This window comes from Xanthomonas sp. NCPPB 2922 (assembly GCF_041520885.1).
In the GTDB taxonomy this organism is placed as follows: domain Bacteria; phylum Pseudomonadota; class Gammaproteobacteria; order Xanthomonadales; family Xanthomonadaceae; genus Xanthomonas; species Xanthomonas campestris.
This window is the reverse complement of the sequence record NZ_JBGOFY010000003.1, coordinates 310319-327220: the sequence shown is the minus strand read 5'-3', so window position 1 is coordinate 327220 and position 16902 is coordinate 310319. Positions and strand designations below refer to the sequence as shown.

The window sequence follows — 16902 nt, the reverse complement described above, 5'->3', positions numbered from 1 at the left end:
TTCGGGGAACCTCCAAAGCTGGCCGCGGAGGTCCCCTATCGTTTGGTCGTAGCGGTTTTGGTTGCGCCCACGATCGCGCCACCGCGTTTGGCAGCCGCCACCGCATCGGCGTTGAGTGCGCTCGGCGGATGCCCGGCGTTGGCGCCCACGCCCAGCGCGGCGATCAGGTTGTCCACCGCCAGCTGCACCATGGCGCGGCGCGTGGCCAGGCTGGCACTGCCGATATGCGGGGTGAGCACCACGTTGTGCAGCGCCAGCAGCTCCGGGCGCACCCGCGGCTCGCCCTCGTAGACATCGAGACCGGCACCGGCGAGGCGGCCATTGGCCAACGCATCGGCCAGCGCGATCTCATCAACGATCCCGCCGCGCGCGATGTTCACCAGCGTGGCGGTGGGCCGCATCTTCGCCAGCGCCGCGGCATCGATGATGTGGTGCGAGGCCTGGGTGTAGGGCAGCACCAGTACCAGGTGATCGGACTGCGCCAGCAAGGTGTCGAGGTCGACATACTGCGCACCCACCGCCTGTTCGGTCTCGGCCGGCAGCTGGCTGCGGTTGTGGTACAGCACGCGCATGCCGAAGCCATGCGCGCCACGCCGGGCGATGCCCTGCCCGATCCGGCCCATGCCCAGGATGCCCAGCGTGCTGCCATGGATATCGGCGCCGAGCATGGTCTTGAACGACCACTGCCCCCACTGCCCGTCGCGCAGCCAGCGTTCGGCCTCGGTGACGCGGCGTGCGGTGGCCAGCAGCAGGGCAAACCCCAGGTCGGCGGTGGTTTCGCTCAACACATCCGGCGTGTTGCTGGCCAGGATGCCCGCCGCGCTCAGCGCATCGATGTCGAGGTTGTTGTAGCCCACCCCGACATTGGCGATGGCACGCAACTGCGGTGCTGCGGCGATTTCCGCTGCACCGATACGCTCGTTGAGCGTGACCAGCGCGCCATCCAGCGGCGCGAGCCGGGCGGCGAGGTCGGCGGACGAATACGCCGTGACCTGCGCGGTGGTGACAAGTTCGAAATGCGCGCCCAGCTGTTCGACCACATCGTCGAACAACGGCTGGCTGACCCAGACCTTGGGGCGCGCGGTGTCAGACATCGGCCTGACCGGGAATCAGCGGCGACACCTCGCCCACATCGCCGCATTGGGCGCGGTGGCGCAAGGCCTGGTCCATCAACACCAGCGCCATCATGGCCTCGGCGATCGGCGTGGCACGGATGCCCACGCACGGGTCGTGGCGCCCGGTGGTGATGACATCCACCACGGCGCCGTCGGCATCTACGGTGGCACCGGGCAGCCGCAGGCTGGAGGTCGGCTTGAGCACCATCGAGGCGGTGACCGCCTGCCCGGTGGAGATGCCGCCAAGAATGCCGCCGGCGTGATTGCTGAGGAAGCCTTCGGGGGTGATCAGGTCGCGGTGTTCGGTGCCCTTCTGCGCGGCACTGGCGAAGCCATCGCCAATCTCCACGCCCTTGACCGCATTGATGCTCATCAGCGCGGCGGCCAGTTCGGAATCCAGCTTGCCGTAGATCGGCTCGCCCCAGCCCGGCGGCACGCCACCGGCCACCACGTCCACGCGCGCACCGACCGAGTCACCGGACTTGCGCAGCGCATCCATATAGGTTTCCAGCTCCGGCACCTGCGCCGCATGCGGCCAGAAGAACGGGTTGTCTTCCACCGCATCCCAATCGAACCCGGTCGGGCGGATCTCGCCCAGCTGCGACAGGAAACCGCGCACCAGCACGCCGTAGCGCTGCTTGAGCCACTTCTTGGCGATCACGCCGGCGGCCACGCGCATGGTGGTTTCGCGTGCAGATGAGCGCCCGCCACCGCGCGGGTCGCGGATGCCGTATTTCTGCCAATAGGTGTAATCGGCATGCCCGGGGCGGAACTGCTGGGCGATGTTGGTGTAGTCCTTGCTGCGCTGATCGGTGTTGCGGATCAGCAGCCCGATCGGCGTGCCGGTGGTGCGGCCCTCGTAGACGCCGGAGAGGATCTCGATCTCGTCGGCCTCGCGGCGCGCGGAGGTATGCCGGCTCTTGCCGGTGGCACGCCGCTGCAGGTCGTGGGTGAACTCTTCCGGCGCGATCTCCAGGCCGGGAGGGCAACCGTCGATGATGCAGCCGATCGCCGGCCCATGTGATTCGCCGAAAGTGGTGACCGTGAACAAGCGGCCAAAACTGTTACTGCCCATGACGGCATCCTTTCAACATCTCTGCAGGCTGCAGCGCGTGCAGCATGCGCGGCAGGTGACGTGCGGCGACCAGCAGTGGCGCCACTGCCAGCACACCACTTGCCACGAGCAGGAACACGCCCAGCCGGGCGTGGCCGCTGAGCAACCAGTTGGCCAGCAAATGCACCGCCACACCGATTCCGACCAGCAGGCCAAAGGCCACGATCCCGCTGCGGCGCCGATGCGCACGTAATGTGGCATCCGAGCTGGTGGTCACGACCCAGGCACAGACAAGCCCGAAAAACGCCATGGACCCGAAGGTGATTTCTGCAGCGGCACTGGCCCAGCGCTGAAGTGCCGGGCCGCCGTACATCGGGTCGAACAACCGAAACACCACATCAAGCAATCCGAACGGAATGCACATGCCAAGCACGGACACCGGCACCAGCAGCACGACATCGCTCAGATATGGCCGGTGCGTGCGTGCCTCAGCGCGCACTGGCCAGCTCGGTGATGCGTGCGCTGTGTGCGATCAACTCGCGGCATTCGACGGCGAAGATGCCCATCTGGCCGACCTTGAACTCGACCCAGGCAAAATCCACTTCCGGCAGCAGCTTGATCAGGTGCTGCTCGGACTCGCCCACTTCACAGATCAGCAGGCCGTCTTCGCTGAGGTGCTGCGGCGCATCGCGCAGGATCTTCAGCACCAGGTCCAGGCCATCGTCGCCCGCACGCAGGCCGAGTTCCGGCTCATAGGAATATTCCTGCGGCAGCGCGTCGGTTTCGTCGTTGGTGACATACGGCGGGTTGGTCACGATCAGGTCGTACTGCCGCCCAGCCAGGCCGGTGAACAGATCGGATTTGAGCAGGTTGACGTTGTCGGCATGCAGGCGCGCCTTGTTCTCGGCTGCCAGCGCCAGCGCGTCATCGCTGATGTCCACGCCGTCCACGTCCCAATGCGGGTTGTAGTGGCCCATCGCGATGGCGATGCAGCCGGAGCCGGTGCACAGGTCCAGCGCGCGGGTCACTTCGCGGCCGCCCAGCCAGGGCTCGAAGCCGGCTTCGATCAGTTCGGCGATCGGCGAACGCGGCACCAGTGCGCGCGCATCGCTCTTGAAACTCAGCCCGGCAAACCAGGCCTCGCCGGTGAGATATGCCGCCGGCACGCGCTCGTCGACGCGGCGCTGGAACAGTGCCAGCACGCGCTCTTTTTCTGCGCGCAGCAGGCGTGCCTGGCCGTAGGCCGGGCCCAGATCGTGCGGCAGGTGCAGGCTGTGCAGGACCAGCTGCGTGGCTTCGTCCAGCGCGTTGTCGTAGCTGTGGCCGAAGGTGAGACCGGCCTCGTTGAAACGGCTGGTGCCGTAGCGGATCAGGTCGATGATGGTGTGCAGTTCGTCGGCCGCGGCGGCAGTCATGGCAACAACTAAGAAGTGTTCGGCCCCCGATTATAGAGGTCGGATCGGTATCATGAGCGTCCGTTGCACTGGAAACCGCCATGTTCAATCGCAATACCGGCATCGTGCTGCTGGTGGCGCTGGCCGCCGGGCTGGGCCTGTTGCTGGGCCAGAAGTTCCTTGGCGGCACCCCGCGCTCGCCCTGGCCGCCCACCCAGACCATCACCTTCTACCCACAGCCGCGCCCGCTGCCGCAGTTCAGCCTGCGCCAGTCCGATGGCACCCAGCTGGTACCCGGCGAATTGAACGGCCATTGGACGCTGGTGTTCCTGGGCTTCACCTTCTGCCCGGATGTCTGCCCCACCACGCTGACCGATCTGGCGGTGGCCCAGCGGCAGTGGGAGAGCGTTCCCGAGAGCCTGCGCCCACGCGTGCTGTTCGTGTCGGTGGACCCGCAGCGCGACCCGCCCGCACGCCTGGGCGAATACGCGCACGCCTTCCACAAGGACACGCTGGCGGCCACGGCCGATGAACCGTCGCTGGAGCGCTTCGCCACCGCGCTGGGGTTCGTGTTCCAGAAAGTGCCGGGCAAGAATTTCGCGCAGAACCCCAACGACTACAGCATGGATCACTCGGCCGGCATCGCCGTGCTCGATCCGCAGGGCCGGTTGGCTGGCCTGATCCGTCCCCCGCTCGACCCGAAGGCGATTGCCGCCGACCTCCAACAGCTGACCAAGGTAACCGCTCCGTGAGTCTTGTCACTTCCCTGACCTACGTGCTGCCGCATCGGCTGCTGTCCTCGCTGGCGCGCGCCCTGGCGTATTCCAAGACGCCGGCGACCAAGCAGTGGTTGATCGACACGGTCACGCGCAAGTTTGGCGTGGATCTGAGCGAAGCCCAGGAGCCGGATCCGCACGCCTACCCCACCTTCAATGCGTTTTTCACCCGCGCGCTGAAGCCCGGCGCGCGTGTGCCCGACGCCGACCCGCAGGCACTGTTGATACCGGCGGACGGGCGCATCAGCCAGCTCGGGCCAATCGAGAACGGGCGCATCTTTCAGGCCAAGGGCCAATCGTTCACGGCTGCGGAACTGCTCGGCGACGAGTCCGCCGCCGTGCCATTCCACAATGGCCTGTTCGCCACGGTGTATCTGTCGCCGAAGGACTATCACCGCGTGCACATGCCGTGGAGCGGCACCTTGCGCGAAACCGTGCATGTGCCTGGCCGGCTTTTCAGTGTTGGCCCCGATGCAGTGCGCAACGTGCCGCGGCTGTTCGCCCGCAACGAACGCCTGGTGTGCCACTTCGATACCGACTTCGGCCCGATGGCCTCGGTGATGGTGGGTGCGCTGCTGGTGTCCGGCGTGGAAACCGTCTGGAGCGGTGTGGAGATCCCGCGCTACGGTGACCGCATCACGCGCAAGGATTACCGCGGCAAGGGGATCACGCTGGAGCGCTTTGCGGAGATGGCGCGCTTCAATTATGGATCGACGGTCATCGTCTTGCTGCCGCCGGGCGTTGCCGCGCTTGAAGGCGGGCTGGCTGCGGAAAGCGCGGTGCGGCTGGGACAGGCGCTGGCACGGCGCCAGGCGGGCTGACGCGCAGCGGCGCGACAGGCGTTTAAACACTTCACTCGCGCGGCGCGGCGCTACGGTCATCGTGCTGCTGTCGTCAGACATCGCCGCTCTCTGACACGCGCACGTGCCGCAGACTGCTACGCGACTGGGCCAGACGTAACGCGCCAGGCGTTTCAGCGCTTCGTTTGGCGACGCTGTTGCTCCAACGCGATGTCTTGGAACCTGGCCAAACGCGCACACGCCGCTCCACTGACAGACAATCGCGGCACCGCTACGCCAACGCAGTACGCTGCCATGGCGCACTGGACACTTCCCACCTAGGACCCTGCATGACCACACGGATGTTGCGATGGCCACTGGCCGTCGCCCTCGCCACGGTGCTGGCCGGTTGTGGCCAGCAGAGCGAGCAACAGCAACTGGATGCGCTGCGTTCCGGCCTGCAATACCGGGGCTACCGGCAGTTCAGTGAGCATGGGTTGCCGGTCGCCTTTGCCGCCTACCAGCGCGGCGGCAGCCTGCTGGACACGCCGCCGGAACCACTCACTGCCGACGACATCTGCATGCTCCACGCAATGCTGTCCTACACCGCGCTGGCCGCCAACAAACTGCTGCCCGCGATCGCCGAAGCCGACCTGCTGGAGCGCGATTGCGGGTCGCAGGGCGCGCTGATCGCCACGGCTCTGCGCTCGGTGGCGTTCGAACGCAAGCACTGGCCGCAGCTTGCGCAGCGCTCCAGCGACAGCCTGTGGAAACACGACGCCAATCCCGACGACACCCTCACCACCTTGCTCATGCTGCACGTGGTGATGGCTTATGCAGCCATCCAGGACAAGCGCTGGGACGCGGCGGTGCTGCATGCGGATGCGATCGGCCTGGCGGTGCGTGCACCCTGGCTGGGCGAGCTGGCGCGCGTGGGGCAGGACTTTGCCGAGCACCGGTTGCTGGAAGGCCTGCGCCGGCTCAAACGCCTGAGCGAAAACCCGAAGGTGCCGCCGGACGTGCGCGCCGAACTGCAGGCGTTGATCACCCGCATCGAAGCGGAGAGTGGCGACCTGGACTCGAGCTGGGTGATCGCCCGCATCCTCACCCGCTTCATGTGGCAGGCGATCGAACAGAACGCAGCGCCGGCCACCAGGGATCTGATGCGTTTTGCCGAGCAGCAGACCAGCAAACTGGGGCCAGACGCGTTACGTCAGGGCTGGCGCGCACGCTGGACACGCTGGTGGGCGAAGGCACAGACCTTCTGGCAGGACGCCGCGCCCGCGTCTGACAAGAATGCGGATGCGGCTCCGGCAGCGCCCGCACCCGCCACGCAGTGATTGCGCCCCCGCTGGTATCCGCGGCAGCGCGCGGCCGACCGCGTGCTGGCCGATGCCTACGCCATCAGCCGCGTCAGAGAACCGCGGCTCTCAGCGATCGCAACCAGCCAGCTTGATCGGTTGCCCCGGCTTGAGCGCGTACGACGGCGCCTTCAGGCCGTTGGCCTTGGCCAGCTCCTTGATCTCGCACTGGTATTTCTGCGCGACCCGGCCCAGGGTGTCGCCCTTGGCAATGGTGTAGCTGCGCACCTGCTTGGCCTTGGGCTTGGCGACCGCAGGCTGGCCGGTGGCCACCGTGGTCGGCACGCCGGCCATCGGGCTGACATCGCCCACCGCCACGCTGGGCACGTACTCCGGCGCGCTGGTGCGCACGATCGCGCTATTGAGGTCGGCGGTGATCAACGCGCGGGCCAGGTCGGCACGCGGGCCGCTCACGCAATAACGCGTGTACAGGCTGGCGATGCGGTTGGTGGCGTTGATGGTGGTCCCGGCCGGGATCCAGCCATCGGGCTCGTAGCGCGGGTTGAGATTGCGCAGCGCGCGCATGTAGCCGTCGCGCGTGCCCATGCTGCCCAGGCAGATGGTGAGTTCGTAAATGGTGGTCGACTTGGCCAACTTGATGGTGGCCGACTGTGCATTGAGCTTGGGAAAGTCCACGCCGTACTGGCGCGGGTGCAGGAAGATCCAGGCCGCGGCGATCACCATCGGCACGTAGTCCTTGGTTTCAGCCGGGAACTGGTTGTAGACGTCCTGCTCCCAGAACCCGCGGCCACCGGACTGGGCGAAGACGCGCGCCGCGCGCCCTTCGCCACCGTTGTAGGCCGCAAGCGCCAGTTCGATGCTACGGTTGAGCCCCACCATGCGCTCGTTGAGATAGGCGGCGCTGGCCTCGGCGGCACTGCGCGCATCGAAGCGCGTATCGAAACCGGTACCGTCCGGGCCCAGCCCGAAGCGGCGCCCGGTGGCCGGCATGAATTGCATCAGCCCTGCGGCGCCCGCACGCGAACTGGCGTGCACCTTGCCGTTGGATTCCTTGGCCATGATGCCGAACAGCAGCGCCTCCGGCAGCGCGCGTTTCTGCCATTCCGGCCACATCACCGCCCGCAGGTTGGCGTAGTTCTCATAGCTGGTCAGCAGCGATGGACGCATGTCGGTCAGCCAGCGACGGATGCCGGCCTGAACCGCCGGGTTGTACTGCACCATCTTGTCGAAGTCGTGCTGCTGGTCGTTGAGCAGACTGGCCGTGCGGGCCGCAGCGGGGACGTCGGCCGCCAGCGGGCCGATGTGGTCCGGGTCGGCCTGCAGCAGGGTGTCGTCGTCTTCCGGCTCGTCGGACGCCGGCGCTTCCGCATCCGCGCGCGCCTTGAGCAGGCGCTTGTAGGTCGACAGCTGATTGGCCACCAAGCAGCCACGCTGCTTGATGCAGGCATCGATGACGTCTTCCATGTCCTCCAGTGCGGCGTCGCCTTCGGCGGTGCCCTTGGGGTCGGAGTTGTTCACCAGCACCAGGGCGTCGCGGTAGCGCTTCTCGGCGGCGGCCATGCGTGCATCCAGCGCGGCGACCTTTTCGGTATCGCGCTTGGACAAGGCATGGGCGGTAGGAGCGAGGGACAACAACGCCAGCACGGCCAACACGGGCCATGGGCGCAAACCAAAATGAGCGAGCGGCATCGTCGGCAGTACAGCGGAAAGGCAGGCAGGGTAGCCGCCGGGGTGACACCGGGGCAAGGCGGCCGGCCCGGCAGGGTCAGTGCACCGTTAGGTTGGCTACCGCATCCAGCGCAAAGCGGCAGCCCGGCGCCCGCACCGGGCCTGCCGCCGGCAGATGCCATTGGCGAATGGGCAAATACCCCATGCCGGCCAGGTTTGACGGCTAGAATCCGGCCTTTCCTACCGGATCTGCGCAATGGCCTCGTTCCTGCTCGGCAAAGGCATTACCGACGGTATTCCGGTGGTTCTGGAGGGCCGCTTCGGCAACCGGCACGGTCTGGTGGCCGGGGCTACCGGCACCGGCAAGACCGTCACCTTGATGACCCTGGCCGAAGGCTTCTCGCGCCTGGGCGTGCCGGTGTTCCTTGCCGATGTCAAAGGCGACGTGGGCGGCCTGGCGGTGGCCGGCGATGGCGCGCCTGGCGTGCTGCAGCGCGCAACGGAGATCGGCATCGGCGATTACGCGCCGGCCGCCAACCCGGTGGTGTTCTGGGACCTGTACGGGCAGCTCGGCCACCCGGTGCGCACGACCGTGAGCGAAATGGGCCCTACCCTGCTGGCGCGCATCCTGGAGCTCAATGACACCCAGTCCGGCGTGCTGGACATCGTGTTCAAGCTGGCCGACGACCGCGGCCTGCTATTGCTGGACCTGGACGACCTGCGCGCCCTGCTGGCGTTGGTGGTGGAAGAACGCAAGGAGCTCTCCACCAGTTATGGCCTGGTGTCCGCGCAGTCGGTGGCGGCGATCCAGCGCGCCTTGCTGCGGCTCTCGCAGGATGGCGGCGAACAGTTCTTCGGCGAGCCGGCGCTGGAATTTGCCGACCTGATGCGGGTGGCACCGGACGGCCGCGGGGTGATCGGCATCCTGGCCGCCAACCAGCTGGTGCTCAAGCCGCGGCTATATTCCACCTTCCTGCTCTGGCTGCTGTCGGAACTGTTCGAGCGCCTGCCGGAAGTGGGCGACCTGGAGCAGCCCAAGCTGGTGTTCGTGTTCGACGAGGCGCACCTGTTGTTCGACGATGCGCCGCCTGCGCTGGTGCAGCGCATCGAACAGGTGGTGCGCCTGATCCGCTCCAAGGGCGTGGGCGTGTATTTCTGCTCGCAGTTCCCCGACGATATCCCCGACAACATCCTCGGCCAGCTCGGCAACCGCGTGCAGCATGCGTTGCGTGCATACACGCCGCGCGACCAGAAGGCGGTCAAGACCGCCGCACAGACGTTTGTCGCCAACCCGAAGCTCGACGTGGCCACCGCCATTTCCAGCCTTGGCACCGGCGAGGCACTGGTGTCTCCACTGCAAGGCAAGGGCGTGCCGGCACCGGTGCAGCAGACCCTGATTGCGCCGCCGCGCTGCCGCATGGGCGCTTTAGCCGACAACGAGCGCGCGCAGGTGCGTGCCGCCAGCCCGGTGGGCACGCGCTACGACACCGCGATCAATCGCGAATCGGCGGCCGAGCTGCTGGCGCGGCGAGTCGAACAGGTGACCGAGCAGACCAACGCCCCACCGGCGCGCACCCGCGAAGAGGACGACGCGCAGGACAGCGGCTTCGGCCAGGCGATCAAGGACGCGGTGTTCGGCACCAAGCGCCGCCAGGGCATGCTCGAGGCCATGGCCAAGCAGACCTCGCGCACCGTGGGCAACAAGATCGGGCAACAGATCGTGCGCGGTATTTTCGGCAGTATTTTTGGTGGGAAGCGTTGAGTACGAACGACGAAAGGACTCATCCATGTTCAAGAACGCCTTAAAAAGCTTGTTGGTCTTTTCTTTTGTCAGTGCAACTGTGACGGCCTTTCCAGGCATGGCCGCTGCTCAGCAGGCGCATCCAAGTGACCTCTGGCCCCTACAGCGGCAGTATCTGCTGATCGGCACCTACGTCGGAAAGCTGAACTCGTACAAGGAAGACTGCCAGGTTGTCCATGCCGAGCTTTCTCTCTCGATGGCAACACCGAGTAGCACCATCCAGCGATACACGTTGAAGACAACATGCATGGCCGGCGGCAAACCCAATGCTGCACCAGCAACCATTACCGGCTCGTGGGACATGGACCAGAAGATCGGTAGCTGCCTAATACTCAACTTCGTGGATTCGAATGATCCGATGATTGGACCTACCATCTATGGGTTCAGCGTAGAACCAGACGCCGCCTCTGATGGCACCATGCGCACCAACTATATCCTTGCTCAGGACGGCGATAGCTGCCACAGCGGCAGACCACCGGAAGACGGCGACAAGGTACTTAGAAAGCTGAGCTTGTAGCGGCATGCGCTAAGGGCCGGACAGCATTTCCGCTTCGGCCTCTAGAGGGACGCACCGCTTTGTCTTGCGGCTCGCCGCGCATCATCAGGAACCGGCAAGAAGGGACAAGGCCCGTAATGTCAAAGCTTTCAGGGGCTCAGACCTGACGCACATCTAGGCTTAGCTTAAGACGGCACTCCCGAATAAGACCGATCGGATCAGGCTAACAGGCCATGCAACTTGGCGTACTGCAGCAACATGATGGTCTTGGCATCGGCAATTCCGCCGGTAGCAATCATCGCCAGCGCAGCGTCGAGCGACAGTTCCAGCACCTCGATCTCTTCGCCGTCTTCTTCGACACCGCCGCCGGCGCTTACCTTGTCGCCGTCGACATATTCACCGACGAAGAAATACAGACGTTCGGTCACCGAGCCCGGGCTCATGAAGGCCTCGAAGACCTTACGCACGTTCTCGATGCGATAGCCGGTTTCCTCTTCGGTTTCCTTGCGGATACAGGCCTCGGGATCGTCCTGATCCAGCAGGCCGGCGCAGGCTTCGATCAGCATGCCATCGGGGTTGCCGTTGAGCAGGGTCGGCAGCCGGAACTGGCGGGTGAGCATCACCGTTTGCCTGGCGCGGCTGTACAGCAGAATGGTGGCGCCATTGCCGCGATCGTAGGCCTCCCGCGACAAGGTCTGCCAGCGGCCATCCTTGCGCTGGAAATCGAAGGTGACCTTGCGCAGGACATACCAGTTGTCCGAGAGCACATCGATGGACCGAACACGAACCTGCGGGTTGCCGGTGGCGGTTGGAAGCAAGACGACACTCCTTGTGACATGACCGATCAACAGCGCAACACCGTGCCCCGCCGTCTGGCCGGGGATTGCGCGGACTGCGCAGTTTACCCGGCGCAAGGCACGGGATGCGCCTTGCTGCATGAGGGCTGCCCTGTTTCGCGACGTGATGCCGATGAGTGTGTTGACGCGTGACGTAGGTGCGCCTGACGCAGTCGCACGCCAGCGGCCCGGTACTCACGCTGATCGCCGCGCTGCATCCCGCAACAATCGGTGCACGCCTCCACTGGACGAAACATCGCACTCCCATGCGTCACCGTCATGCGCATTCGACGCCCATGCTCATGCAGATATCGCGCGCCCCCAACAGTGACAGCAACTCGGCACGGAGCGGACGCACGCCAGATTAGCCAATCAACAAGGGAACGCCCTCCCCGCTCTCTACCGCGCACTCCCCACACTCCCCTGTCCCTCTCCAACTCAGCTACCGAGCTCTTCCACTACCGAACAACCGGGACATCCAATTGCGCGCCGGCACGCGCCGCCGCACAATCGCGCCAGACCACACGCTTGGGGAGCGTCATGGAAGACCGTTTTCGCGCACGCAAGGTGGCGGCGCAGGCTGCGCCCGCACCGTTCTGGACCCGTATTCCGGCCATCGCCACCTATCCGCTGCGTGGCTCTGCGCTATACGCGCTGATCGCGCTGACCTTGTGCAGCGCGCTGCTGGTCTTGCCGGGCATCCTGAAGCTTGTTGTCCTGGGCGTGCTCGGCATGGCCACCTATACCTACGCCTTCGACATCCTGCGGCACAGCGCCAACGGCGAGCACGATGCGCCGCGGCTGGGCTACAACAGCTTCGACAGCGCCGTACTGCGGCTGATCCTGCTGGCCTTTGCACTGGGTATCGTGATCGTCGCCGCCGGCGTGATCGCCGGCAAACCTGGCTTGACCGTTGCGTACCTGGCCGTCCAGCTGTTGCTGCCCGGCATGATGATCGCCCTGGCCATCGACGGCAGCCTGCGCCGCGCACTCAATCCGGCGGTCTCCATCGACATGGCGCTACGCATCGGCTGGCCGTACCTGGCCGCCTATGGCTTGCTCTACGTCATCCAGGGTAGCGGCATGGCGGCGATCTTCGTGGCATTGAAGTACCTGCCGCCGGTGGTGCGCGAGCTGACCATCGTGGTGGCCTCGATCTGGAGCCTGTTCGCCAGCTTCCATCTGATGGGCTATCTGGTCTACCAGTACCACGAGGAACTCGGCTACGAGCCCAGCGGCGGCATTGCCCTGCAGCGCGAAGACCCCGACCAACGCCTGCTCGACGAAGCAGAGCAGTTCGTGCGCGATGGGCATTCGGACGAAGCATTTCAGGCCTTGCGCGGCGCGGTGCGCTCGCGTGCGGTGAGCCTGGCGGTGCATGAGCTGTATCAGCGCCTGCTGCGCCAGCACCACCGCAACGACGAACTGCGCGACCACACCCGCCAGTACATCAATCGCCTGCTGCAGGAAAAACAGGAGCGACGCGCACTGGCCCTGCAACGCGAAGCATTGGACACCGACCCCGCCTTTGCACCGCTATTACCCGAGCAGGCAACACTGCTGGCCGAGCGCGCGAAGATGGCCGGGCAATACCAATTGGCGACTGATGGCCTGCTGGCCGCGATCGGCGCGTGGCCGCGCGAGCGCATGCTGCCGGCCTGGTCGCTGGACGCCGGCTTGCTGTTGGCCGAGCGTTTCGGGCGCGACGATGACGCACGCATGGTGCTGCAGAACGCACTGGACCACTGCGACGATGACGCGCAGCGCGCCAAGCTGGCAGCGGCATTGAAGGCGGTGGCGATTCAACCGGCGTAAGTGGCGGCTGCGTGGTCTTTTCCGCAGCCGCTCTCACCCATTGTCCAGCAGGAACCGCGCCTTGTTGGCCTGGCCCTGCTCGGGGAATTGCTCCAGTAACTGACGCAGCACGCGCGTGCGCTGCTCGCCCGCCTGCAACTCGCCATGCCGCAACGCCAGCACGAACCACTGCTGGGCAAGCTCCGCGCGCGGCGTGCTCAGCGCACTGTCCTTCAACAGCCGTTCCGCGTCGGCCAGCAGGCCGGTGCGCAGGCAATTGCCGATCAACGCCATCCGTGCCGATGGATCGCAGTCGATGTGGTCCTTGGCCAATTCGGCCGCCACCGCCAGCTGCAGGCGCGTCTGTTCGGCGCCGTGCGCGTGCAGCCACAGCAGCGTGTCCGCGTGCTGCTGAAGTTCCTTGCGACGTCCCGCGTTACGGGCCACCCGATAGCGCGCCAGGGCAATCTCCGCGCTGCGTGGCTGCTCGCTTGCCAGCTCTGCCAGCAGGCGCTCGGCCTCGGCATTTTCCATGCGCCCCAGATGCCGCTGTGCACGCTCCCAGCGGTCGTCCGCCTGCGCCGCCGCGTCGTCCTCCATGAAAGCCGGGCGGGTCTGCCGCACCAGCACCAGCAGCGCACCGAGCAGCGCGCCACTGACCAGCCCACCGGCATGCGCATCGAAGCCAATCCCTTGATTATCGCGCCAGAGCAGGTTGTAGAGCTCCCAGCCCAACCACAGCGGCAGCAGCAGAATCGCCGGACCCCGCACATAGTTGAATACCACGAAAAACCAGTAGAAAAAGCGCACCCGCCGGCGGCCCCAGACCACGCAGAACGCGCCCATCAGCGCCGCGATTGCGCCAGAGGCGCCCAGCCCGCCACCGGGCTGACCCCACCGCCACCACAGGCTCACCGCGCTCGCCCCAAACCCGCCGAGCAGGTATAGCAGCAGGAACCAGCCACTGCCGATCGCCCCTTCCAGCAACGTGCCCAGCGCCAGCAGGAACACCATGTTGCCCAGCAGATGGTCCAGGTCGCCATGCAGGAAGGTGGCCGACAGCATGCGCTGCGGCGACCATTCCGAACTGCGCTGGATGTGGCGCAAGGTGAACACCTTGGACAGCCGCGCATCGTAGGGCGCACGCAACGCGTACCAGTCGCGTCGTTGCGCATCGTCGTCGAACAGGCGTCCGCTGCGCAGGGCATCGGTAAACGCCACATCGTTCATGGTCAGCTGCGCCAGGTAGGCCACCCGTTGCCGCGCCGGCACCTTGTCCAATTGCGCCTGGCGCGCCGCACGCACCTTCGCATCGTCGCTCTGTGCCAGGTAGCGCGCATGCGCCTTGCCCTCCAGCGCGCCCAGGCCGGACTCCACGTAATAGCGCACCGCATTGGCGATGAGGCCGTCGTCCTTGCGCTGGTACCCCACATGGATCACGACATTGAGCAGCACCAGCAGCAGCGTGACCCAGGGAATGTTCTGGCGCGACCAGGGTTTATGCAGCGGCATGATCAGCATGGCAGGCGTCCGTGTCCCAAGGCGCAAAGCTTCGCCGGGTGGCTGCGGATGCGCAAGCGCGCCATGCGCGCTAGCATCGCGCCCCCATCCTGCCCTGTTGGTCGCCCATGAGCCGCTGGCGTCCCCCTGCCGAAAAAAGCACTGCGTTGATCACGCCGGAAGGCCATGCGCGGCTCAAGGCCGAGCTGGACGAGCTGTGGCGCCTGCGGCGGCCCGAGGTGGTGCGCGCGCTCGCGGCGGCCGCAGCCGAGGGCGACCGCTCGGAAAACGCCGAGTACACCTATCGCAAGAAACAGCTGGGCGAGATCGATCGCCGTGTGCGTTACCTCAGCAAGCGGCTGGAAGCGCTGCGCATAGTGGATACCGCACCGACGGATCCGCAGGCGGTGTTCTTTGGCGCGCAGGTTGAGCTGGAAGATGCCGACAGCGGCGAGCTGCTGCGTTACCGCATCGTGGGGCCAGACGAGACCGACGCCGGGCGCGGCTGGATCAGCATCGATTCGCCATTGGCGCGCGCGCTGCTGAAAAAGCGCGTGGACGATGAGTTCGAGGCACAACTCCCGTCGGGCAAGCACACCTTTGTGGTGGTGGCGGTGGAGTACACGGCAGCTTAGGTGGCGTGGGCGTGCGTGAGGCAATCCGGGTGGTTTGGATCCTTGCCTGCTGGTGCCGATGCGCGCGGTTGGAGGCGTGTGGTTCTGGGTAACGCCTCGTCGCGCGCTGGCGCGCTCCTACGCGGCTGGCCGTGTGCGGTGGCAATGCAGCGCACCTTGAACAGTCCAGCTGCGCTGCGGAAGCCTCGCCGCGCGCGAACCCGCTCCTATGAGGCGGGTGCGTCGATTGCGTGCTGGCGTGCTGGATATTTCGGCGCACACCAGTTTCATTGCACACACCAAACGGCCAGCGACGCTTGCCACTCGCTGGCCCGCCGCTGCGGCTAGACCATCTGCAGGTTCAATGCGCGGGGCGACTGCACCGCAAGATCAGACGGCAGCGCATCACCGAACAGGTCGTGCTCATCGCTGTCGGTGATTTCCACATCGACCAGGTCGCCCACCTTCAACTTGAGCTCGCCGCCGTTCTGGATGTGCACCAGGCCGTCGATCTCCGGCGCGTCCGCGCGCGAACGGGCCACCGCGATATCGTCTTCGATCAGGTCGACCAGGCACTGCTGCACCGTGCCGATCTTGGCTTCCAGCCGCGCCGCGGAGATCTCCGCCTGCCTGGCCATGAAACGCGCCAGACGCTCCTGCTTCAGCTCTTCCGGCACCGGGTCCGGCAACGCGTTGGCGCTGGCGCCCTCCACCGGCGAATACGCAAACGCCCCCACGCGGTCCAGCTGGGCCTGGTCCAGAAACTCCAGCAGCGCTTCGAACTCAGCATCGGTCTCGCCGGGGAAGCCGACGATAAAGGTCGAGCGCACCGTGATCTCCGGGCACATCGCCTTCCAGCGCTGCACGCGCTCCAGGGTCTTTTCCACTGCGCCCGGCCGCTTCATCAGCTTGAGGATGCGCGGGCTGGCGTGCTGGAACGGGATGTCCAGGTACGGCAGCAGCTTGCCTTCGGCCATCAGCGGAATCACGTCGTCCACGTGCGGGTATGGGTACACGTAATGCAGGCGCGTCCACACACCCAGTTCCGACAGCCCTTCGCACAGCGCCTTCATGCGGGTCTGGTACATGCGATCGCGCCACGGGCGCTCGGCATACTTCAGGTCCACGCCGTAGGCCGAGGTGTCCTGCGAGACCACCAGCAGCTCCTTGACGCCGCCGCGCACCAGCCGCTCGGCTTCACGCAGCACCTCGTCGACCGGGCGCGAGGCCAGGTCGCCGCGCATGGAAGGAATGATGCAGCAACTGCAGCGGTGATTGCAGCCTTCGGAAATCTTCAGGTACGCGTAGTGGCGCGGCGTCAGCTTGATGCCGTAGTCCGGCACCAGATCCACGAACGGATCGTGGCGCGGCGGCAGCGCAGCGTGCACCGCCTCCATCACGCTCTGGTAGTCCTGCGGGCCGGAGACCGCCAGCACCTGCGGGTAGGCCTCGCGGATCTGCTCCGGGCGCTTGCCCAGGCAGCCGGTGACGATCACCTTGCCGTTGGCGTTCATCGCCTCGCCGATCGCATCCAGCGACTCGGTCACCGCCGAATCGATGAAGCCACAGGTGTTGACCACCACCACGTCGGCCGCGTCGTAGCTGGGCACGATGTCGTAGCCCTCCACGCGTAGCTGGGTGAGGATGCGTTCGGAATCGACGAGCGCCTTCGGGCAGCCAAGGCTGACGAAGCCGACTTTGGGGTTCAGCTGGGACATGGAAGCAGGAGCCTGGGAAACGGAGCGGCCTGGGG

At 66.0% G+C, this 16902-nt stretch carries 15 protein-coding genes; 7 read left to right on the top strand and 8 right to left on the bottom strand.

The window, feature by feature from the left end; all coding sequences use genetic code 11:
* Positions 1-35 precede the first annotated feature (35 nt).
* From ACD584_RS06195 to prmB, 4 genes are read right to left on the bottom strand one after another with little or no spacing between them, the layout of a single operon-like run.
* Positions 36-1094, bottom strand: a complete 1059-nt coding sequence (locus ACD584_RS06195) for a D-glycerate dehydrogenase (RefSeq protein WP_076036739.1) — start codon at positions 1092-1094, stop codon at positions 36-38.
* Positions 1087-2190, bottom strand: a complete 1104-nt coding sequence (gene aroC / locus ACD584_RS06190; RefSeq protein WP_012437947.1) for a chorismate synthase — start codon at positions 2188-2190, stop codon at positions 1087-1089. The genes ACD584_RS06195 and aroC overlap by 8 nt, the downstream gene beginning before the upstream one ends.
* On the bottom strand, positions 2180-2668 hold the full coding sequence (locus ACD584_RS06185) for a hypothetical protein (protein ID WP_175611621.1): 489 nt from the start codon (positions 2666-2668) through the stop codon (positions 2180-2182). The genes aroC and ACD584_RS06185 overlap by 11 nt, the downstream gene beginning before the upstream one ends.
* On the bottom strand, positions 2658-3584 hold the full coding sequence (prmB, locus tag ACD584_RS06180; RefSeq protein ID WP_076036738.1) for a 50S ribosomal protein L3 N(5)-glutamine methyltransferase: 927 nt from the start codon (positions 3582-3584) through the stop codon (positions 2658-2660). Before prmB ends, ACD584_RS06185 begins: the two co-directional genes overlap by 11 nt.
* Positions 3585-3664: 80 nt before the next feature.
* On the opposite strand from prmB, the gene ACD584_RS06175 reads away from it, so the two are divergent.
* The 3 genes from ACD584_RS06175 to ACD584_RS06165 all read left to right on the top strand — a co-directional run bounded on the left by ACD584_RS06175 (position 3665) and on the right by ACD584_RS06165 (position 6458).
* Positions 3665-4315, top strand: coding sequence for an SCO family protein (locus ACD584_RS06175; protein ID WP_011037684.1), 651 nt, complete (start codon positions 3665-3667; stop codon positions 4313-4315).
* Complete coding sequence (asd, locus tag ACD584_RS06170; RefSeq protein ID WP_076036737.1) at positions 4312-5160, top strand: archaetidylserine decarboxylase; 849 nt, start codon at positions 4312-4314, stop codon at positions 5158-5160. The genes ACD584_RS06175 and asd overlap by 4 nt, the downstream gene beginning before the upstream one ends.
* Positions 5161-5468: 308 nt before the next feature.
* A complete protein-coding gene (locus tag ACD584_RS06165; protein WP_076036736.1) occupies positions 5469-6458 on the top strand; it encodes a hypothetical protein in 990 nt (329 codons plus the stop codon).
* A 90-nt stretch (positions 6459-6548) separates the two neighbouring features.
* Here the strand turns inward: ACD584_RS06165 and ACD584_RS06160 are convergent, their stop codons facing one another.
* Positions 6549-8129, bottom strand: coding sequence for a transglycosylase SLT domain-containing protein (locus ACD584_RS06160; RefSeq protein ID WP_175611620.1), 1581 nt, complete (start codon positions 8127-8129; stop codon positions 6549-6551).
* Positions 8130-8364: 235 nt separating this feature from the next.
* On the opposite strand from ACD584_RS06160, the gene ACD584_RS06155 reads away from it, so the two are divergent.
* Both ACD584_RS06155 and ACD584_RS06150 read left to right on the top strand, forming a co-directional pair.
* Positions 8365-9870 carry a helicase HerA-like domain-containing protein gene (locus ACD584_RS06155; protein WP_076036735.1) on the top strand — a complete coding sequence of 502 codons (1506 nt, stop codon included), beginning with the start codon at positions 8365-8367 and terminating at the stop codon, positions 9868-9870.
* 25 nt (positions 9871-9895) lie between these two features.
* Entirely contained in the window at positions 9896-10426 is a 531-nt protein-coding gene (locus tag ACD584_RS06150) for a hypothetical protein (protein WP_076036734.1), read from the top strand.
* Between the two features lie 197 nt (positions 10427-10623).
* Here the strand turns inward: ACD584_RS06150 and nudK are convergent, their stop codons facing one another.
* A complete protein-coding gene (gene nudK / locus ACD584_RS06145; RefSeq protein ID WP_070690637.1) occupies positions 10624-11223 on the bottom strand; it encodes a GDP-mannose pyrophosphatase NudK in 600 nt (199 codons plus the stop codon).
* Positions 11224-11781: 558 nt separating this feature from the next.
* Here nudK and ACD584_RS06140 point away from each other — a divergent pair.
* Positions 11782-13056, top strand: coding sequence for a DUF4013 domain-containing protein (locus ACD584_RS06140; protein ID WP_175611619.1), 1275 nt, complete (start codon positions 11782-11784; stop codon positions 13054-13056).
* 33 nt (positions 13057-13089) lie between these two features.
* Here ACD584_RS06140 and ACD584_RS06135 read toward each other — a convergent pair whose 3' ends face one another.
* Positions 13090-14556: a rhomboid family intramembrane serine protease gene (locus ACD584_RS06135; RefSeq protein WP_175611618.1), complete on the bottom strand. Its 1467-nt coding sequence runs from the start codon at positions 14554-14556 to the stop codon at positions 13090-13092.
* A 107-nt stretch (positions 14557-14663) separates the two neighbouring features.
* On the opposite strand from ACD584_RS06135, the gene greB reads away from it, so the two are divergent.
* Positions 14664-15170 (top strand): transcription elongation factor GreB, encoded by a 507-nt coding sequence (greB, locus tag ACD584_RS06130; protein ID WP_076036732.1) that lies wholly within the window; start codon positions 14664-14666, stop codon positions 15168-15170.
* A gap of 323 nt (positions 15171-15493) precedes the next feature.
* Here the strand turns inward: greB and rimO are convergent, their stop codons facing one another.
* Entirely contained in the window at positions 15494-16867 is a 1374-nt protein-coding gene (gene rimO / locus ACD584_RS06125; protein ID WP_076036731.1) for a 30S ribosomal protein S12 methylthiotransferase RimO, read from the bottom strand.
* Positions 16868-16902 lie beyond the last annotated feature (35 nt).